The 19,855-nt window shown below is 68.2% G+C and carries 17 protein-coding genes; 4 read left to right on the forward strand and 13 right to left on the reverse strand.

Annotated elements, in window-relative coordinates; translation table 11 throughout:
- On the forward strand, positions 1-283 hold a 283-nt coding region (locus ACH34S_RS40820), incomplete at its 5' end, for a hypothetical protein (protein WP_395958303.1).
- Positions 284-546: 263 nt separating this feature from the next.
- Here the strand turns inward: ACH34S_RS40820 and ACH34S_RS40825 are convergent.
- From ACH34S_RS40825 to ACH34S_RS40840, 4 genes are all read right to left on the reverse strand, one after another.
- On the reverse strand, positions 547-2,979 hold the full coding sequence (locus ACH34S_RS40825) for a M28 family peptidase (RefSeq protein WP_395958304.1): 2,433 nt from the start codon (positions 2,977-2,979) through the stop codon (positions 547-549).
- Between the two features lie 322 nt (positions 2,980-3,301).
- Complete coding sequence (locus ACH34S_RS40830) at positions 3,302-4,204, reverse strand: hypothetical protein (RefSeq protein ID WP_395958305.1); 903 nt, start codon at positions 4,202-4,204, stop codon at positions 3,302-3,304.
- Between the two features lie 129 nt (positions 4,205-4,333).
- Positions 4,334-5,557, reverse strand: coding sequence for a cytochrome P450 (locus ACH34S_RS40835; RefSeq protein WP_395958306.1), 1,224 nt, complete (start codon positions 5,555-5,557; stop codon positions 4,334-4,336).
- A 184-nt stretch (positions 5,558-5,741) separates the two neighbouring features.
- Positions 5,742-7,025, reverse strand: a complete 1,284-nt coding sequence (locus ACH34S_RS40840; protein WP_395958307.1) for a citrate synthase — start codon at positions 7,023-7,025, stop codon at positions 5,742-5,744.
- A 130-nt stretch (positions 7,026-7,155) separates the two neighbouring features.
- On the opposite strand from ACH34S_RS40840, the gene ACH34S_RS40845 reads away from it, so the two are divergent.
- A complete protein-coding gene (locus tag ACH34S_RS40845; protein ID WP_395958308.1) occupies positions 7,156-7,818 on the forward strand; it encodes a hypothetical protein in 663 nt (220 codons plus the stop codon).
- A gap of 4 nt (positions 7,819-7,822) precedes the next feature.
- Here the strand turns inward: ACH34S_RS40845 and ACH34S_RS40850 are convergent, their stop codons facing one another.
- Positions 7,823-8,731, reverse strand: a complete 909-nt coding sequence (locus tag ACH34S_RS40850) for a serine/threonine-protein kinase (RefSeq protein ID WP_395958309.1) — start codon at positions 8,729-8,731, stop codon at positions 7,823-7,825.
- 64 nt (positions 8,732-8,795) lie between these two features.
- Positions 8,796-9,734 (reverse strand): aldo/keto reductase, encoded by a 939-nt coding sequence (locus ACH34S_RS40855; protein WP_395958310.1) that lies wholly within the window; start codon positions 9,732-9,734, stop codon positions 8,796-8,798.
- Between the two features lie 155 nt (positions 9,735-9,889).
- Here ACH34S_RS40855 and ACH34S_RS40860 point away from each other — a divergent pair, with 155 nt between their 5' ends.
- Positions 9,890-10,675, forward strand: coding sequence for a hypothetical protein (locus ACH34S_RS40860; protein ID WP_395958311.1), 786 nt, complete (start codon positions 9,890-9,892; stop codon positions 10,673-10,675).
- Positions 10,676-11,212: 537 nt separating this feature from the next.
- On the opposite strand, the gene ACH34S_RS40865 is transcribed toward ACH34S_RS40860, so the two are convergent.
- The 4 genes from ACH34S_RS40865 to ACH34S_RS40880 all read right to left on the reverse strand — a co-directional run bounded on the left by ACH34S_RS40865 (position 11,213) and on the right by ACH34S_RS40880 (position 16,060).
- Entirely contained in the window at positions 11,213-12,418 is a 1,206-nt protein-coding gene (locus ACH34S_RS40865) for a hypothetical protein (protein WP_395958312.1), read from the reverse strand.
- A 691-nt stretch (positions 12,419-13,109) separates the two neighbouring features.
- Positions 13,110-13,283, reverse strand: a complete 174-nt coding sequence (locus ACH34S_RS40870; RefSeq protein WP_395958313.1) for a hypothetical protein — start codon at positions 13,281-13,283, stop codon at positions 13,110-13,112.
- A gap of 1,152 nt (positions 13,284-14,435) precedes the next feature.
- Positions 14,436-15,395: a hypothetical protein gene (locus ACH34S_RS40875; protein ID WP_395958314.1), complete on the reverse strand. Its 960-nt coding sequence runs from the start codon at positions 15,393-15,395 to the stop codon at positions 14,436-14,438.
- Positions 15,396-15,526: 131 nt separating this feature from the next.
- A complete protein-coding gene (locus ACH34S_RS40880; protein ID WP_395958315.1) occupies positions 15,527-16,060 on the reverse strand; it encodes a 2,4'-dihydroxyacetophenone dioxygenase family protein in 534 nt (177 codons plus the stop codon).
- A 336-nt stretch (positions 16,061-16,396) separates the two neighbouring features.
- On the opposite strand from ACH34S_RS40880, the gene ACH34S_RS40885 reads away from it, so the two are divergent.
- Entirely contained in the window at positions 16,397-16,609 is a 213-nt protein-coding gene (locus ACH34S_RS40885; protein ID WP_132181646.1) for a helix-turn-helix domain-containing protein, read from the forward strand.
- Positions 16,610-16,680: 71 nt separating this feature from the next.
- Here ACH34S_RS40885 and ACH34S_RS40890 read toward each other — a convergent pair whose 3' ends face one another.
- The 3 genes from ACH34S_RS40890 to ACH34S_RS40900 form a co-directional block, all read right to left on the reverse strand.
- Positions 16,681-17,862: a DUF2786 domain-containing protein gene (locus ACH34S_RS40890; protein WP_395958316.1), complete on the reverse strand. Its 1,182-nt coding sequence runs from the start codon at positions 17,860-17,862 to the stop codon at positions 16,681-16,683.
- 290 nt (positions 17,863-18,152) lie between these two features.
- Positions 18,153-18,419, reverse strand: a complete 267-nt coding sequence (locus ACH34S_RS40895; protein WP_395958317.1) for a hypothetical protein — start codon at positions 18,417-18,419, stop codon at positions 18,153-18,155.
- A gap of 256 nt (positions 18,420-18,675) precedes the next feature.
- Complete coding sequence (locus tag ACH34S_RS40900) at positions 18,676-19,776, reverse strand: winged helix DNA-binding domain-containing protein (protein ID WP_395958318.1); 1,101 nt, start codon at positions 19,774-19,776, stop codon at positions 18,676-18,678.
- Positions 19,777-19,855 lie beyond the last annotated feature (79 nt).

Raw genomic sequence — 19,855 nt, forward strand, 5'->3', positions numbered from 1 at the left:
GGCCACCGCGTTCCTCTCCTTCGTTCTTGATCATCCATCTCGAAGGATCTACGCGGTGGCCGTCTCACGTCACGACGCCACGCTCTTCACCTGCGGAAACTCGTACACCACCTCCGTGGACGCAACCAAGAGCCCACAGAGCATCGACGACCGACCAAGCAAGCCACGGCTGGCACACGATGCCCGACCGACCTGGAGACAACAGTTTGCGGTGGGTCGGGAGGCGGCGGGCCGGACGGTGGCGGGGAAAGGGAGCACGGGGGCGGGGAAGTTCGGGCCTTAGGGGCGCGAGCTAGAGAAGGCGCTGTCTTCGGGAGCCGCCGGCCTCGGGCTTGGGCTCTCCGGCCCAGGCGTGCTCGTCAATGTGACGGTCCGTCCTTCGCCTCACTCGGTGAAGAACTTCGGTGGTTCGGTGTGGTGTTCTGGCGAGCGTGTCCGGCCCAGCCTCCCTACCCCCTGTGGAGAAAGGCCGGACCGGGCACGCTCTGGCTGTGCCGACGGCTGATGGTTCAGCCGTCTAGGGACCGGCGTCGCCGGTCCCGGCGGTCACAATCGCTTGGCCGGCTGGGCGCCTACGGCGACTTTCCAGAGGGCGTAAGCGATCGCGTCGGAACAGCGGTCGAGTGCGGTCGTGTTGACGTTGGCGGGGTAGCTGTCGCAGGCCTGGTGGTAGCACCGGTCGAACGCCTGGTTCGCGGTGCCGCCCCACTTCTGCGCCTGAGCCGCGGTCTTGCGTGCCGGAGCTCCCGTGAACAGGAACGTCGTGGCGATCCCGGCGTCGCGGAACGACCCGTCGTCACTGCAGCACTCGGCGACCTCCTCCGTCGGCACGTTGATCGAGTCGAAGTGCTCCTTCAGGTTCTTCGCCAGCGGCGAGTTGATGTTGTCGATGAAGTAGCCCGGGTTCGGCGAGCCGACCATGTCGAAGTTGAAATAGCCCTTGATCTTCGCCCGGTCGGCGGCCGCCAGGCGGCTCACGTAGAACTTCGAGCCGCGCAGGCCCTGTTCCTCGTCCGTCCACCAGGCGAACCGGACGTGGTTCAGCATGGTGGGCTTGGACTGGGCGAGCTGCAGCGCGACCTCCAGCTGGGCCGCGGAACCGGTGCCGTTGTCGTTGATGCCGGGACCCGCGGCGACGCTGTCGAGGTGGGCGCCGAACATGTAGACGTTGTTCTCGTTCCCGCCGGGCCAGTCGGCGATCAGGTTCGGCCCGGCACCACCGCTGCATCCGGACGCGCAGGCCTGGCGGGCCACGGTGAACCCGGCGGCCTTCAGCTTCTGCTCGATGTAGGACACCGATGCGGTGTAGCCGGGGCCGGTGGCGCGGCGGTTGCCGCCGTTGCTGCTGGCGATGGTCTGGAACTGCTGCAAATGAGCCTTGACGCTCTCGACGTTGATGTCAGGCGCCGCCGCTTTTGGGTGGCTGCCGCCCCCGACCGTGTAGGCGGCGGTGTTGTTCGCGCCGGCGGTGCAGGTCGGCTCACCGGACTGCGCGCCCAGCTGCACGGCGTCCCAGGCCGCCTTGACCTTGTTGTACGACTGGCAGGTCGCGTCGAGGTTCTTCGCGGCGGTGAGGGTCAGCACCCGGTACCGGCCGTAGCTGGTGCCGGACGTCTTCAGCATCATCGCGTTGTAGAAGATCTTCGCGGCCTCCATGACGCCGATGCCCGTCACCTGGCCGCCCTGGCAGACCGGGCTGGTCGGCTTGCCGCCGCCCGGCTGGGAGCCCTCGGCGAGCAGGTAGAACCAGTGGTTGCCGGGGCCGGCCGCCTTGTGCACCTCCATCCGCGGTACGGAGGCCGAGTAGCAGTTCGGGTCGTTGTTGACCTGCGACGGGTTGTACATGTTGCGGATCGGGCCGCGGCCGACCAGGTCGACCAGCTCACCGACGGTGTAGTCGGGGGTGTCGTTCGGGTTGTTGAGGGCGTGCTCGACGACCGCGCCCCACACGTCGCCGACGAACTCCTGGGTGCCGCCGCCGGACATGCCGCCGGGGGTGAAGTTGTCGAGCCCGTGACCGAACTCGTGGGCCACCACGTCGGTCGAGGTGAGCCACTGGTTGCGCTGGTTGTGGCCGAACTGGGAGTCGGTGCCGTTCCAGTAGGCGTTGACGGCGTTGAGGCCGACCCTTGCCGGGGCCCACTGGTTGTTCCGCAGGCCGGTGCGCCCGAAGGACTTCAGCACGTCCCAGAAACCGGCGGACGAGTACATGACGTCCACGCAGCCGGATTCCTTGTCGGTCTTGGACGTGCTGCCCCAGACGTCGTCCGGGCCGGTGAAGATCCGGTTGCCGCTGAAGTCGGCGCAGGTCATGCCGGCCCGGTTCGGGTCGCGCATCGAGTAGGTGCTGCCGGACTGGGTCGTGCCGATGGTCAGGTTCGGGCCGCCCCAGATGCCGGTGCCCGTGCCCGCCTGGATGGTCTCCTGCGCGTCGAACCGCTTGCCGGTCAGCGCGTCGATGTAGACCTTCTTCCGGCTCGGCTGGTCGCCGTCGCGGCCGGACACGATCGTCTCCCACGCCAGCCGGGGCTTGGCCAGCGCGTGCACGACCAGGCGCGGCTTGAGGTCGGCCTTGTCCGGCTTGGTCAGCGCGGTGCGAGAGTGTCCCGCGGCCGCGGCTTCGGTGACCTTCGGGGTGGTGCCGACCGTGATCTGCTGGTTCTGCGCCACCGACAGGGTGCGGACGCGGCCCTTCCCGTCGGTGGCGATCACGAAGTCGCCGCCGACCACGGGGAGCCCGCGGTAGGTGCGCTCGTAGGCGACGTAGTACTGGTCCCAGGGGGTGCCGACGACCTGGGTGCGGATGTACTTCTCGTCCTTCCCGGTGTACAGGTCGGCGGCGTTCCCGGCGATCAGCGCGTCCGCCGACGCCGTCGCGGCCGCCTTCGGATCGGGCTTGGGGGCCCGACCGCTTTCGGTGGACGTCATGGCGGGAGCCGCCATGCCCGTGACCGCGAGCGCGGTGACCACCGTGGTCACCAGAAGATGATGTCTGCGTTTCACAGCCGCATGCCTCCATCAGGGCGGGGGTGAGGCCGCCCCGCGGGGGCGGGGCGGCGGCCGACACGACGACGGACCGGGGGAGCGGGGGCGCACACGTACTTGGGGAGCTGTGTGGCGCGGGTGGCCGGCCATCGCGTCCTGCAAGGTCGAGATTGACATCTCATGAACGCGTAGGGACCATCACATTTAGCCATAAATCAGCGCTATGTAGGCTGAACTGCGCCGTTTCCGCCGACGCGGCCGAATTGACGGACGAACGGCCTCGCGCGGAGCCGGTGAAGCCCCCGGACCGGCGATGTCAGGTGGCGGCGAGATGGTCGGGTTCGCAGCTGAGAACCTCGTGCAGAACGGGTGGAAGTTCGTCCCAGAGCCACTCGTTGAGCGTGCCGGGGAAGTCGGCCGGCGGCCGGATCGCCAGGCGGCTGGGAGCCGTCTCCGTCAGGCGTATGGAGAGGGGCCCGTCGTCCCACATCGGGTCGCGGTTCCCCCAGTACGCCGCGAAGTCGGCGCTCGTGAGCATCAGCTCGGCGGGCACGGTGTGCTCGCCCGGGTGCCTGCCCAGGGGCAGCAGCCGCTGCGCGGTCGTCCGGAGGACGTTGAGCGCGGCCAGGTCATGCGGGCAGGCGACGCCGGTGATCTCCAGTTCGGGCAGCCCGAACCGGTGCAGGCCGCGGGTGGCGAGGTCGACGCAGGCGCAGCCGTCGATGTCGTCCTCCGCGGCCGTGCAGCCGCCGGAGTTCCGGTACGGCGGCAGCGACGCGCCGAGCCAGTGGTCGGCGAGGACGAACTCGTCGAAGCGTCCGAACGTCGCGACGGGCACGACCTCGTTGGACGCGACGTCCACGGGGACGCCGCTGAGCGACTCGGCGACGGCCATGGCGGTGGCGCGCGCGAGGTGCGGCCCCGACGGGAGGTCGCTGACCGGCAGGACGGACGTGACCCCGATGTGGCGCCTGGCCTGCCGGACCCGGTCGGCGTCGTCCGCGTCGGCTCCTCGCACGTCGCACAGATCCCAGGGCGAGTCCGCGGCGCGATGGCAGGTGACCATCAGCCGCGGGCTGCCGAGGCGGACCGACACCGCCGCGGCGAACGCCCCGGGGAGCCGCTGCCGGATCGCCGCCGGAAGGTCGCCGGGGTCCCGGTCGGTGGCGATGACGAAGCCGGCGGTCGTCTCGTCGGGAACGGTGATCGTGACGTGCATGGCGCTCTCCTCGGGGGCTCGAACCGGCTGGTGCGACCCAGCTTCGAGGAGATTCACGAGCGGTGGAACAGAAATCGCTTCCTGTGGATAACTCCCAACGAACTGCCGGATATGTCTGGATAAAGGCGGTCAGAATGCGCAGGGGAGGGCCTTGATCCCGTTGATGAAGCTGCTGCGTTGCCTGACCGGCGCGTCCGTGGCGTGCAGGTTCGGAAGACGCGCATACAGCTCGCGCAGTAGCACCGTGACCTCGCGGCGGGCGAGGTGCGCGCCGAGGCAGAAATGCGGTCCGGGGGACCCGAAACCCACATGCGGGTTGGGGGAGCGCGTGATGTCGAATCGGTGGGGATCCTCGAACACGTTCTCGTCCCGGTTGGCCGAGTTGTAGTAGAGGACCACGCGGTCACCGGAACGGTAGAGGTGGCCCTGCAGTTCGTAGTCACGAGACAGAGTGCGGCGCATCCACGTCACCGGCGAGGCGTAGCGGACGATCTCCTCGACGGCGCTGGGCAGGTGTCCGTCCAGGTCCGCGACGAGGACGTCCTTCTGGGCGGCGTGCTCGGTGAGCAGGACGACGGCATGCGACAGCGCGTTGCGCGTCGTCTCGTTGCCGGCGATGACGAGCAGCGAGAAGAACCTCCCGAGGTCGCGGTCGCTGAGCGCCTCACCGTCCATGTTCGCGCTCGTCAGCGCGGTGACCAGGTCGTTGGTCGGCTTCTCGCGGCGCAGGCGCCCGAGGTCCGCCATGAGCTCGTGCAGGTAGGAGAACTTCTCCGCGAGCACCGTCGGACGGTCCCGGCCGTCCTCGCTGACGTAGTCCGGATCCAGGACGGACAGGATGACGTTCGTGGCGTCGATGACGTCGTCGTACGCCGATTCGGGGATGCCCATCATCGAGCAGATGATCCGCAGGGGCATCGGCATGGCGACATGCTCCACGAAGTCGCACGGACCGCGCTCGGCCAGCTCGTCCACGATGCGGCGCGCAAGGGCCGCGACGTCTCCGGTGACCCGTTCGACCAGCCGCGGTGTGAAGGAGCGGGAGACGATCCGCCGGAGCCTGGCGTGCCGCGGATCGTCCATGCTGATCATGGAGCCCATGTACTCGTCGAGCCCCGGCGGCGGATCGACCAGCGCCACGGCGGTGGGCGCGGAGCTGAACACCTCCGGCTTGCGGCTCGCCTCGGCCACCTGCTCGTGCCGGGTGAGCGCGTAGAACCCGGGCTCGTTCGGCAGGGGACAGAACACGGGCCTGTCCTCTCCCCGGAGTTCGGTGAAGAACTCGTCCCGCTCGGCTTGGGGTTTCGCCCAGAAATCCAGGCTCGACAGCTTCTGCTCGACAAGGGAGGGCATATGTGGGAGCCGCCTTCCGCTGGGGAGTCGCAGCTCTCAGGCTAACCCCGCACACCGCAGAACGCTGGCCAGAGCAGACGGGCATGCGAACCCGCTCGCCCTGCACGAGGCGAGATGGAACGGCTCTGGTGAGAACCGGTGTAGAGCGGGCCCTGTTCGCCGGTGGGCTCCAGCCGATGGTCTCCTAGCGGGCCGACGCCTCCACGTAGTGACGCTCTCCCGGCCCCACGTACACCTGGCGCGGACGCCCGATCTTGGTGGACGGGTCGTTCATCATCTCGCGCCACTGGGCGATCCAGCCGGGCAGCCGTCCGAGCGCGAACAGGACGGTGAACGCGTTGGTCGGGAACCCCATCGCCTTGTAGATGACGCCGGTGTAGAAGTCCACGTTCGGGTAGAGCTTGCGCTCGACGAAGTAGTCGTCGCTCAGCGCGACCTCCTCCAGCCGCATGGCGAGGTCCAGCAGCGGGTCGGATTTGCCGAGGGCGTCCAGGACCCGGCCCGTGGCCTTCTTCACGACCGCGGCGCGCGGGTCGTAGTTGCGGTAGACGCGGTGCCCGAAACCCATCAGCTTGACGCCGGGCTCCTTGCGCTTGACGCGCTCGACGAACGCGTCGATGTCGTCGCCGCTCTCGTGGATGCGCTCCAGCATCTCCAGCACGGCCTGGTTGGCGCCGCCGTGCAGCGGGCCGAACAGCGCGTCCACGCCTGCGGACACCGAGGAGAAAAGGTTCGCCTGGCTGGACCCGACCAGCCGCACGGTGGACGTCGAGCAGTTCTGCTCATGGTCGGCATGCAGGACGAACAGCATGTCCAGGACGCGCACGATCTCGGGATCGATCTCGTACGGCTGCGTCGGGAGCCCGAAGGTCATGCGCAGGAAGTTCTCGATGTACCCGAGAGAGTTGTCCGGGTACAGAAGCGGCTGGCCGTTGGAGGTCTTGTACGCGTAGGCCGCGATGGTGGGCAGCTTGGCGATGAGCCGGATACTCGACTGGTTGACCTGCTCGGGATCGAACGGATCCAGACTGTCCTGGTAGAACGTCGACAGCGCGCTGACCGCCGACGACAGGACCGCCATGGGATGCGCCCTGCGCGGGAACGCCGAGAAGAACGCGCGGAACTTCTCGTCCAGCAGGGTGTGGATGCGGACCTGGTCGGTGAACTCGCTCAGCTGGTCGGGCGTGGGCAACTCGCCGTAGATGAGCAGGTAGGCGACCTCAAGGAAGGACGACTTCTCCGCAAGCTCCTCGATGGGGTAGCCCCGGTAGCGCAGGATGCCCGCCTCACCGTCGATGTAGGTGATCGCCGAGGTGGTGGACGCCGTGTTGGTGAAGCCGGGGTCGAGCGTGACGTGGCCGGTCTCCTTGAGGAGGCTGCCCACGACCAGTCCCGAGGGGCCCTCGGTCGACTCGGTCACCTCCAGAGGCATCCGGCCGCCCGCGTGACCCAGCTCGAAATCCGACATGCGCCCTCACTCCCAACTGCGTCCCACACCTGCGTAGACGTTCCGTTCATCATCGTATCCGCGTGATCACCGGCGCTTTTCAGCGGCCGCCTCGTTGACTTCGGGCACGCGCGGGTGCTCCGGTGGTGGCATGACCCGTCACCGCGCCACGGGGCTCGCCGCCCGCGCCCGCCAGGAGATCGCGGACGCGACGAGCCAGAACCGTTTCGTCGAGCTGCTGGAATCAGGTGGGATGCCCAGGGAACGCCTGGTCTGGCTGGCCGCAGAGGAGTACCGGATCGTCAGCAGCGACCGGCGCAGCTTCGCGCTGCTGGCGGCACGGTTCCCCGAAGCGCCGTCCGGCGAGCTGTTCCTCGGGCTCGCGCAAGGCGAGGGACAGGCGCTGGCTCTCCTCGGCGACTTCGCCGCCGCGCTCGGCGAGAGTGACGAGAATCTCAGAACCTACGAGCCGAAGCCATTCGCGCAGGTCTATCCGGCCTACCTCGCGCAGAGGGCCGCGTTCGGAACCGCGAGCGAGGTCGCCCTCGCCATGCTGGCCAACCTGGAGGAGTGGGGCTCCTACTGCTTCCGTATCGCGGAGGCCCTCTGCACCCACTACGGCTTCAGCAAGGCGGACGTCGGTTTCTTCACCTTCTTCGCGGAATCGCCGCCCGGTTTCGAGGAGCAGGCCATGGACGTCATCGCGTCCGGTCTCGCCTCCGGCGACGACCCGGAAGAGGCCGTCCGCGCCGCACGTCTCCTGCACGCGTATGAGACCGCCTTCTGGGACGCGCTGGCGGAAGGCCTGTCCTGAGCCGCTACGGGTGTGGTTCGCGGAGCGTCGGAAGCTCGGACGTGATTTCTACGAGCGTTCGTTCCTGCACGCCGATCAACTGCTCGACGTCGGCGGGCGGCCATTCCTCGCCGTAGTGGGCGTCCAGGAGCGTGGACAGCGCGACCAGGACCTGCTCCGGTGAAGGACGCTCTGCAGGATCCTTCAGCAGGCAGCGTGTCACCAGCCCGCGCATGGGGTCGGGCAACCGGGCGAGGTCTGCCTCACCATGGACGATCCGTGCGCGCACCTTGTGGCCCGTCCCGAACGGCGCCGCACCGGTGGCCGCGTACACGAACGTCGAGCCGAGAGAGAACACATCGCTCTGTGGCGCGACGGGATCGCCTAGCGCCTGCTCCGGTGACATGTAGGCCGGCGTCCCCAAGATCTCCGTCTTCGACAGGGGCAGCGCATCGAGTGGCCGCGCGATGCCGAAGTCGATGACCCTCGGCCCGTCCGAGGCCAGCAGGACGTTCGATGGCTTCAGATCCCTATGGACGATGCCCGCTCGATGGATCGCGATGAGGGCCTCGGCGAGCCCCGCGCCCAGCCGGCAGGCCGCCTGTTCCCGGAGCGGCCCCTTCTCCTGGACGAAACTGGAGAGGCTCACGCCCCGGATGTACTGCGTCGCCAGCCACGGCTGGTCCGCGTCAGGATCGGCGTCGACGACGGGCGCCGTGTAGAAGCCGCTGACCGACTGCGCCGAGGTCACTTCTCGGCGGAATCTCGCCCTCCACCTGGGGTCGTCCAGAAGTTCCGGCCGGATCACCTTCACCGCCACGAGCCGTCTGCTCGGCGACGCCCCGAGGAACACCTCGCCCATCCCACCGGAGCCCAGCCGCGCGACGAGACGGTACGGGCCGATCTTTTCCGGTAGCTCTGGCTGCATGGGCATCCGATCATGCTGGGGCGTGCTCAATCGTCCCATGCCCTCGCCGCGCGTCCGGCCGAACAGGGCGTCACGACCAGGGGAGGACGCTCCGTTCGGCCCAATAGACCTCCGGTGCGACGCTCAGGTCGGCCAGCGCTTCGAGGTCCTCCTCATCAAGCGACACTTCTGCCGCGACCAGGTTGGCGCCCAACTGTGCGGTGCTGACCGCGCCGATCAGGACCGTGTCCGCCCACGGTCGGCTCAGGGCCGCGGCAAGGGCCAGAGCATCCGGCTGGACGAGGTTCCTGGCCGCCACGTTCTGCATGCCCGCGGGCGGCTGTGTGGCGAGCCGCCCGTTGGCGAGAACCTCCTTGAGCAGCACATGCATGCCCGCATCGTGCGCTTCCCGTAGGGCTTCCTCTGCCGAGGTCTCTAGGACGTTCCACGTCGATTGAACGGTGCTGAACAGACGCTGTCCGGACACTTCGAGCGCCACCGCGCGACGGATCGTGTCGGCCTGCCCAGGCCCCGAGGTAGAGAAGCCGACGCGAACACCATCTGCGGCCGCTTCTGCAACAGCCGCCTGAAGGCCCACATCCTGGAACAAGGGGCTTTCTTCAGTGAGCGAATGCACCTGATAAACGGACAGATAACCATCGAGGAGAGCACGAGACTCCTCGTACTGAGTCCGGTAACGGCCGAGACTGTGCTCCTTCACCTCATGCACCGGCGCGTCGGTCTTCCACTCACCGACGTAGGTGTATCCCCACTTGCTCGACACCGTCACGTCCGCCGGGCGGCGCGAGGTGAGCCACCCGCCGAGGAACTCTTCCGCCCTGCCATAGGACCGCGCCGCGTCCACCCAGCGGACACCCCTGGCGTAGGCCGTATCGAGAACGTCCCAGGTCGCTTCGCGCATCTGCTCCACGCTCCGGCCGGGTGGCATTTCGTCCGCCCGGCCGACGTTGATGTACGCCGGACGCCCGAGCGCGGCCAACCCGATCCCGAGCCGATGAATCGCGTTCATGCTCAAAGTTTGACCCACCGCATTCCCCCCACAACCCGCAAAATGGACAAATCACACGTCAGATTATCCACAGAACCACATTCTAGTGCTATTGGCGCACCGTGTCGGCGAGGCTGATCGCGTCAACGTCCCGCCGTCGCAAGAAAGGCACGACAATGCCTGCACAGATCGTTCGTGGTCAATTCGGCGCCCACCAGTTCGCCACCCGCCTGGGGCTCTCCCGGTGGCAGATGCGCGTCGGCGTGGAGCACGGAATACTCCCGGAACCCGATCTCGACGGGGAGCGATGGTCCGCGAACCTCGCCGAGGAGTGCCGCGGACGCGGCGAGCAGGTCATCGCCAGATTCGGCGATGAGGCGCCGATCGGATCCGCCCGTGCGGCCGCCAGGCTGGCCGCGCGACTGGGGCTCGACGTCGAGCGGCGGGACATCGAGGTGCTCGCCGCGCAGGGAGACCTCGCCGTCATCAGCACCTTCCGCGGCCACCCGGTCTACCTCCTGCGAGACCTCGACCGGCTCGATTCCGACGCCGTGCGTTCGGTCGTGTCGGCCCGGAAGGGCCCGCTGACCGACACCGTCGACGCCGGCGGAGCCGCGACGATCCTGTCCTGGCCCAGGAAGACGTTCGAGCGCATCGCCACCGAGCGCGACCTCGCGACGGACCAGCTCGGACGCTACTCGCTGGCCGACGTCCGCGCCCTCGGCGCGGACGAGATCCTGGTACGGCGGGTCGCCGAGGAGAAACGCGAAACGGCCCTGAAACGGACGCGACGGTCCGAGACGAGGTTGGAGGACGTCGTCCGTGGCTGGATGCTCCGATGCACCGCCTACCTGGACCGAGACGCCGACCAGCCGCCGGACATCGCCTCCCTCAGCCGCGCGATCCGGGGCCTCACTGCCGTCAGGGCCGAAATCACAAGGCAAGAACGGACACCGTCCTAGCGAATGCCTCGAAGCGTGCCTCAGCCAAACGCGGGCCCTGCAGCACCCGAAGCGCACCTCAGCCGACACTGGTGAACCACCGTTGTGCTCGCTCGGGCGCGAGGAACCAAGCGGGCACTGCGCCGGGACCCCAAATAGAGACCCCGGCGCGTCTCGAAGTGAGCGTCAGTTACGGCGGAGGTATCCAGTCCACCCGGTCCACCGAGGCCAAGGCGGACCTGAACGTGCATAGCGTGAAGCGACGCCGTGCAAGGCTCACCGCCCAACTAGAGGCGTGTGTCACCAGGTGGACGTGTGTCACCAGGTAAGCGTCGTGAGGGGAGCTGCGAGTCACGCCCCTACACGAGATCCCACCCCTGCACCCGTCCACCGAGAGCCCTCCTCGCGGCATGGCTAACTCCTACAACCCAACTGACCGCCTTCGTCCCGTGCCAGAGAGCGGGCCCGGATGCTCGTAAGTCGGCTGGACGTCGGCCGGTTCGGCTCCTACCCGACCAATTGGTGCTTCTGAGAAGCGAGCAGGTTGGATATGGGTGGTCAGGGGCGGCGTTGGGTGGAACGACGTTTTGAGCCGGTTTTCTGGTCCTGCCGTTGGCGGGCCAGAGCCGCTAGGAGACGGTCACGCGCTTCGGTACGGGAGACGGCAGGGATGCGCTCGGGGAGCGCGGAGGCGAGGCTTGAAGGTGCATCGACCAGGCCATCGTCATCGACGATGGCCCGATCTCCCGTCCAGGCGCCGGTGAGGATCGCGGCGACGCCGCCGGGGTGGCGACCGAGGAGCGTCTCGATCCGCTCCGTCTCTTCCGTGCAATCGGCCACCAGAAGGAGACGTCGCCCCTGTTCGGCGCCCGTGTTCTTGCGGATCGCGAGTTCTGTCTCCAGATAGGCCAGGGCGGCGTCCAGGTTGCCGGGAATGAAGAGGCCGGCGGTGTCGTCGTCGAGGAGTTCGTCCTCGCCGAGTCCGAAAAGGAGGGTGGCGTCGGGTCGCGGAACGACGACAAGTGAGCTTTCGCTTTGCTCGTCGATGGCTGTCAGGGCCAGTGCCCGCGCGGCGGAAACGGCGCCCGGGCCCGTCAGTCCTGTGACCGGAGCGGCGAACGGGTCGGCCACAGGGTGATAGGTGAGCCGGGCGGGTGGTGCCGCCGTGGTCGTGGCCGTGGCCGTGGAGAACGCGGGCAGGCCGGCGGCGGCATAGATGCGGTGCCGGAACGGGTAGCAGATCGCCGCGGCCGCGGGAATGAGGAGGCCGAGGAGCAGAACCGGCTGCAGCGCGGACGGGCGCGAGTCAAGGTCCCGTGCCTGGGCTCCGGTGGGCGTCGGTGTCGGCGAGGAAACGGGTGGGGGTGCGGGCGTCGGCCGTTCAGGCGTGGGGCGAGGGGTGCTCGGAGCGTCCGGCACGGTCGGCCGGGGGGCGGGCTCCTTGGGTTGTCCCGCCGATGGCGGCCATCGTTTGACCTTGAACTTCCAGTCGAATCGGTCGCCTCTGCGAGTGAATTCCCGGCCGCGTCCTGACCGCCTGCGAGACCTCTCGTACATCGCCAGCCATGCCTCCCTGCACTTGTGGGCGCTGTGCCTGTCGCCGGAGATCACGGCGTGCCGGCAGATCGGTGGTATCGACCTGCGCGGCTCGGGCGAGGCGGGGGTGACCGCATCCGCAGGGGTGGCCAAGCCGATGGAGAGGGCGCCGGCCAAGGCCGTATAACCCAAGACCCCGCTGGTACAGCGAATCAAGTCGCTGATCATTGAGGCAGGTATGGGTTGTGTGAGGAAACGGTTCATCTTCGCCCCGGGGGATCGCGTCGGTCACCGTGAGAATGCCGATCGTAGTCACTCCGGCTACGGAGCGTTGAGTAATGCGCGCAGTCGAATGGAAGATCATTCGGAGTCGATCCAGTGATCCCTCTGGCGAAATGACTGGCATATCCGAAAAACCCGATATTGTCCCCCGGCTCATCGCATCGACCCGCGCAGCCGGAGAGGGGAAAGCCAACCGAGGAATCAGTCCCGCTTCCAGCGGATTTACCGAAGACGCACCATTGGAGAGACGTCCCAACGACGGAGGGCACGCGCAACCGCAAACGCCGACCAGCCTTAGAGCCCCAACGACGCACGACCCGGGTTAGCGACCAGGTGTTGCAAGTCTCACTCGGCGTCACCGCCCCTCGGAGCCGCCCGACCTCCCGCCAGCCAAGCCCCACACCGACGTTCCTCTGCCAACTGGACCCGCGCCTGAGGACTGTGCTTGACGGTCACGCTGGTCGGCCTCCGCGCTGGTTGGGCCGCGCTGGTCGGGCCGCGCTGGCTGGCTGCGCCCGCCCCGGCTTTCCTCCGCGCCATCTGGACCACGTGCTTGAGGGCTGACCTTAGGTTCGTGTTGGTCGACCGAGTACGGGGGAGCTGCGCGGGAGTGTCCAGCTGACGGCACTTCCCTGTGTCAGGCGGCGGTGAGCAGAGAGGTATCCGTGTCTTTGATCATCGCCGGGGAAACGACGCCACAGAGCCGTCGTTTCAGGCTGCGCAGGGCTTCTTTGCGGCTCTTGCCCTCGGCGCGTTTGCGCTGGTAGAAGCCACGCCCAGCGGTATGGCGGCGGATTTGAATGATGGCCATGATGTGCAGGACGCAGTTGAACTGGCGGTCACCGGCCCACGACAGCGGATGCCGTTAGACGTCTCTGGAGGAGGCATCCAGCGGCGCGACGCCACACTAGGAGGCGAACGCGGCGGCCGAGCGGAACCGGTCGACGCCCGCCGTTCCACGCCGGGCCCGTGCAAGTTGGCTCGGTATTGGGGCTGCCCTTGCTGGGCCGCGCGGACCGGCCCCGCGTTGGCCTTCTCCACTATCGGCTGGTTCGCGCCTGAGGGGCACGCTGGAGCTAGTCTCGCCCTGAGGCCGTGCCGGTTGGCTCCGAGTTGGGGGCTGCGCGGATGAGCCTGTGTCGACTTTGTTTGCGCCTGCAGAGGCTCATCCCCGAGCTGGCCGGTCCCTGTGTGGGCAGAGGCCGCGCTGAAGGCCACGATGGCTGGGCTCAGTGATGGGAGCTCACTGGCTGGGTCGTGCGGGGGTTGCGCGGTTGGGGGCCCTGCCGGCTTGTTCTGTGTTGGCCTGTCCTTGCGTTGGCCCGGATTCGTGTCGGTTGGGCCTGGGTTCGGAGGGTCACGTTGGCGTTAGGGCTCGTTGGTTGACTCCGTTCTGGGATCTGTGCGGCTAGGGCTGCGCCGACTTGCGCCGCGGTTGCTGTGCCTTGCGTTGTGGGCTGCCCCGGTTGGCCTTGCGCCGATCCGCCTCTGGGCTGGCCTGTTTCCGAGTCGAGCTGGATCCGCGCTTGAGGGACATGCTTGCTGGGCGGCGCGCTTTGGTTGGCTCCGAGTTGTGGGCCGCGTGGCCGAGCCCGCGGTCCTGCGCTGACAGGCTCATGCGCTTGCTGGTCCCATGCTGGGGTTTGCGTTGGCAATGCCCGTGTGCCCGGCTCTGGAGGGGTGCCTTGGCTCGCCCCGCGTCCAGGTGGGCGCGGAACTCGAGTGGGTAGTTGGGCGGTGCCTAGCTGTGCGGGCTTGGGTGCCTTCGCTCGAGTTTCCTAGTTTGGCATGCGGGCGTTCAGTTCCTCTCGTGGTGTGCTGGGCGGCGACCATGTGGGAACTGTCATTTGGGCTGGGGTTTGGTGAAGGGGCAGGTCTGTGGGTTGCTGGTGGGCGTGGGCGTGGGCGTGGGCGTGGGCGTGGGCGTGGGGGTGGGCGTGGGCGTGGGGGCGGGGTGTGGTGGTTAGGCGGCGGTTGGGAAAGGGTCTGCGGGGGATTCCAGTAGGTCGTGCATGCCCAGGGGAAGTGTGTCGCCCCACAGCCAGTCGTTGATTGTGCCGTCGAAGTCTGTGGGTGGGGCGACGGCTAGTAGGCGTGGAGTTATTAGGGAGAGGTGCACTCCGAACGGGGCAGGGGGTGTGCTGCGGACGCGGCGTGAGGTTCCCCAGAAGTCGTTGAAGTCGCGCTGTGCGAGGTGCAGGTCGGCGACGATCGTCCGGGTTCGGGCGGCTGGGCCGGTGGCCAGCCAGGTCCAGTGGTCGGTGAGGAGGCGCCGGGCCGTGGTGCGCAGGACGTTGAGGGCCGCCAGGTCGTGCGGGCAGGCGACGTCGCTGATCTGGATCTCGGGAAGGCCGAAGCGGCGGAGACCGCGGGTGCGCAGGTGGACGCAGGCGCAGCCGTTCACGCCCTCCGGGTCCAGTTCGGGTTCCGCGGCGGTGCAGTGGCCGTTGGCGCGGTATGGCGGCAGGACGTCGCCGAGCCAGTGGTCGGCGAGCACGAAGCGCGTTCTCTCCGTGGGGGACGGCGCCAGGATGTGGCCGGTGACGAGGTCGGCCGTGATCCCGCCGATGGCTTCCGCGATGGCGTTCGCGGCCGAGCGGGCGACCTGTGCGCACCGGGGCTGGTCGGTGACGGGTGCGAAGGCGGTGACAACGGCGAACTCTGCCGCGTCGTTGAAGGCGCGCGCGGCCCGGCGGTCTTCGGGCCGGGCCGGCTTGACGAGACCGGGATCCCAGCGCAGGCAGGTGAGCTCTTCGCGGGTGACCTGCAGTTGGGGCGAGCCGAGCCGTCCGGCGATGTGGGCGTGGAAGGGCGCGGGCTTGCTTCGGCGGAGCAGATCGGCGAGGTCGTGCGGGACGTTCTCGGCGGCGACGGCGAACCGGGAGGTCGTGGTGGACGGAACCGGGAACGTGATCGTGGCCATCAGGCCGCTCCTTCCTTGCCGCGACAGGATGTGACCAGCATGCGCGGCCGTCCGGGATGGGAGCAGTAGAACCCCGTTCTGGGGATAAGTCACGGCTCGGCCTCCAAGGGGAGGCCGAGCCGTCGCCGTTCTCAGCGGAAGAGCGGGTCGATGAAGTCCGCGCCCAGGCCGACCTTCTCGAAGTGCTCGCGGCACATCGCGATGTAGTCGTGGACGTCGAAGTAGCCGTCCGCCTCACCGTTCTCGTCCAGCCAGATGAGCGGGCCCTTCACGATGAACATCGTCTTCATCGGCTCGCCGCTCTCGTAGGCGACGAGCGTGTGGCCCTCGCCGGGCGCCTCGTAGACGAAGTCCCCGGCCGTGGCCGTCCAGGGACGTTCGAGGTAACCCCACTTCCCGGAGATGGTGTAGGCGAACACCTCGTGCGGGTGGTAGTGGCGGTTCACCAGGCCGGCGCTGGTCGCGCGCAGGATGTCCGACCAGGAGTTGTCCTTGACGTTGATCCACAGCGGGCGGGAGCCGACGGTCTCGGTGAACGGCACGTAGTAGCGGTCGTCGTCGGTGGCGACCTTCGACAGGTAGAGCTCGGGCAGCGCGTCCGGCTTCTGCGCGTTCTCGAGCGGCTTCAGGTCCTTCCAGAACTCTGTCGTTGCGTCCTCGGGCATGGCTCCTCCAGCGTCCGCGATCCGTTGGGTTGTAGTGAATCGTGCCAGAACCGGCCCCGTCTCCCCGATCTGCCTGGGATTTCGGCTCCTGGGGCGTGTTCGACGGTGTGTCGTGGTCTCCCCGGCGGGCGACGCGCGCCACGGCCGGGGCGACACGCCGTACGTCCAGGGGGCGACACGCCGTTCACCACGAAAAAGACCAGCTTCGGCCGAATTCGCGGTGATTCGCGCGGCATCGACGCTCTAATCGGGGGAATGTGTACCTTGGGGAGATCAACACTGCTGTGAGCTGCGGGGACTGCCCGCGCTGCGCAGCCTTGCGAAGAGGAGGTCCCCGTGGCCAGAACGATGTCCAGGGGCACCCGCGTCACCGGTGCCGAACGCACCCGGCTCGCCGCGGAGCTGGCGCCGCGGTACGCCAAGGGCGAGAGCATCCGTGACCTGGCGGCCGAGACCGGACGGTCGTACGGGTTCATCTACAACGTCCTGAAGGAGGCGGGCGTGCCGCTGCGTGGCCGCGGCGGCAACACCAGGCGCAAGAGGGCCTGACCGCTCCCGAGAGTAGGAAGAACGAACAGATGATCGGATGTCCCCCTCGCCCCCCGGGGGGACGCCGTGCGCTAGGAACGGCGGAACGTCCCGGTGACCTCGAGGCGGCCGTTCAGACTGGCGAGATCAGCGGCCGCCCGCCCGGCCACCCAACCCTCGTAGTTGGACACCGAACCCGCCCGTCCCTTGGCGAGGTTCGGGAACATCGTGCCGACCGCATGGTCGACGGCCCGGTCGCGCGCGGCCAGCACGGGAAGCAGATCCTTCCCGCCGGCGCCCGCGGCCGCCCGCTCCGCCGCGTCCCGCAGCCGCTCCCCGATACGGGCGGCGTAGGCGTTCAGGAAGGCGTGGCGGAACGAACGCGTCCGTGACCGTCCCCGCGCGTCGCGCCTGGGACCCGCGTTGACCATGGCCGCCGTCGCCTGGACGAGCAGCGACGTGAACAGCATCTCCACCGCCGCCAGATCGGCCGGAAACCCGAGGACCGTGGAGAACCCCAACTCCCGATGCCACACCGCGCGGCAGCGGTTGGCCTCGGCCACCACCGTCAGCAGGACCGCCTTGGGCGCGTCGTAGGGGTTGTCCACCGGAATGCGCCGTCCGGCCGGAGCGGTCGTGTCACCCGTCTCCGCGGCCAGCAACGCGTGGTCGATGCTGTGGCGCGCCATCAGTTCCTGGGCGCGCGCGCTGAGTGCCTCCGCTTCCTCGGGGAACTCGGTGGACTCCGCCTTGGCCAAGAGTGCTCTGACTCTTCCCAGCGTTCGCTGGTCGACCTCGCGTGGCGTCGACGAGGCGGCACGCGAGGAGCGTCCGGGCGGAGTGGTGGTGCTGGACGTGCCTGGGGGAGGACCTATTCGCGGCAGCCGCGGCAGGTTGCCCAGGAGATGGACGAGTTCGAGCGCTGAGACGACGTAGGCCGCGTGCTCGACGCCTTCGCGCTTACACCAGGCGCCTGGGTGGTCGTCGTTCTCCCACCATGTCTCCGCCCCGAGGGCGGCGAGTTGCTCATGCCATTGGTCGTCCACGGTCGCGCTGGAGTAGGCCTTCATCTCGGCTGAGATCGCGTCCGTCGCCAGGCGTGCGTGCCTGGCCGTACGGCGGCGGGACGTGAATCTGACCACATCGGCCGGTTGCCAGCCCATTTCCCAGGCCGTGGTGATCCCCTGGCGCATCTGGGTGGCGAGACATCCGGCGGTGGCGAGCCACCATTCGTCCTGGCTGACCGGGCCTGGGGCGGCGGTGAGTGCGGTCACCAGGCGGTTGAAGGCGGCGGTGTCGCCTCGTGCGAGCGCGTATACGGCCTGCGCTGTCAGGTCGTTTGCGGCCGCTGTGAGAGATGTTTCCGGCGAGGGGCCGGAGGTTTCTCCGGGGTGTGCGCGCCGCCACGCCTTCCGCACGGCCACTCCCGTCATCCGCGTCACATGGGCACCAGGCATCCTGCCATCTGCCGGTGACAGTCTCTTGGGGGACGCGGCCGTAGGCGTCCTCAAGCGAAAGCCCCCGGCCGTTCCGGCCAGGGGCTGGGGTAGGAGACGGGGTGCTCCTACTCTTCGTCGTCTCCGCGCATCTCCTCGACCACGACGCTCTGGTAGGCGCGGGACGTGTCCGGGACGTAGCTCAGCCGCGCCAGGGCCTTCCCCTCGCGGTTCCTGATCTCGAAGTTGTAGCCCTCGCGGGTCTCGCCGATGTGCGCCACGGCCTGGTCATGCCGGAGGCGGCACATCGTGTCGACCTTCTCCAGCGCGACCTTCAGGCTCCCCGCGTCGCTGATGAGCCGGGCCGGCTCGCTCGTCTCCCAGATCTCGAACATTGGTCGCGTCCTGTCGGCGGTCGGAAGGAACGGGCGGGGGCATTCCAGACGTCGGAGACAGCTTGAACCCAAACTATGGATCTTTCAATCAGTACGGGTATCGGATTGATCACTATTCGGAGTTGTCCACGCTCACAGGGTCATGTCCGCATGTGGTGGCGCATGGGCGCTTCCGCCTGGCGCGCCGGATCGATAAGGTCCGCCGCGCAAGCCGAGCGCCAATCCAAATGGGGGCGTACGGCTCTGGTGGTGCGTGTCAGCCGTCCTCGGCTACGGACACGACCGTCTCCTTTGCATCCGGTTCGATGAACCTTAGGAGCGACTCTCCCTCATTGGACAGTTCGTCAATGGCCGCCTGGGGGAGGCGCTCGAACGGGCGCAACCGAAGCGTGGCGACCTTGCGCTTGTACTCCGTCTCCCAGATGCCGCGTGCGAAGCCGTCCCAGAGGAAGACCGCCCGGACACGCAGGTTCTTCGTGGTGAGGGACGGCCGGTGCGCGTCGGAGATTATTCGCCTGCGGTCGGCGTGCGCCAGAACGAGGCTGTCGAACTCCGGCAGGAATCGTGCCGGTGCCGGAACGTCCTCACCGGGACGCGGGGCGTCAGGGAGGTCGAACAGTTCACGGCCTTTGTCATCGGCGAAAACGCGGAGGCGTGGACGCAGCCGGTCCAATGCGTCGCCGCACGCGGACAGCCCGGACCACGTTTGCGCATCGGCGGCCGATGCCGGCCCATAGGCGGCCAGGTAGCGGAGCATCAGTTCGTCCATCGCCGCTTCCGCCGCCGGGGCAATGCCCAGCCATTCGTCGGCCGGCGTGAAGCGCGACGCACGAGGGAAGCCCCATCTGTCCTGAGTGGGGACCATGACCAACGGCACGCAGAGCCGGACGGCATAGCCCAGAGCCCGATCGTTGACGTCCGGGAACCGTTCCTGGAGGAGCGCACGCACCTCACTGAACGTGCGGGGCTCCTCCGCGAGGAGGGAGCGCGCCGCCGGGACGACCTCCTCCAGATCCAAGCCCTGGGCGCGGTCGCCCAGGACGCGGAGGGCGCCGTCCAGCATGGGCTGCATCGTCGTGCGGAACGCCGTGTAGTCGTCGCCCGTCATCAGGTGCAGCGTGGCGCGCATCATCGTGGCGCGGACGAGCGACCGGTCGTGCAGGGCGCCGTGCAGGTCGGACGGCTGGAAACCGTCCAGGCGCGTCCACAGCCCCAGGAACGGCGGCTTGGGTTCCTGCGCCTGCATCCCGCACAGCCGGCGCACCGCCTCGGTGACCGTGATCGGCTCCCGCGCCAGCAGGAGCTGCCGGGCGAGCGTGGCCCGGTTGAGAGCTCGGACGCTCAGGATGTCTGTCACCCGTCCAGGATGCCCGCCGTCCCCAAGATCCCTGGCACCGGGAGCACTGGCGATATATCGTGTCTTGGCGATAACGAGA

It is taken from the genome of Actinomadura sp. 3N508 (assembly GCF_044326375.1).
In the GTDB taxonomy this organism is placed as follows: Bacteria; Actinomycetota; Actinomycetes; order Streptosporangiales; family Streptosporangiaceae; genus Spirillospora.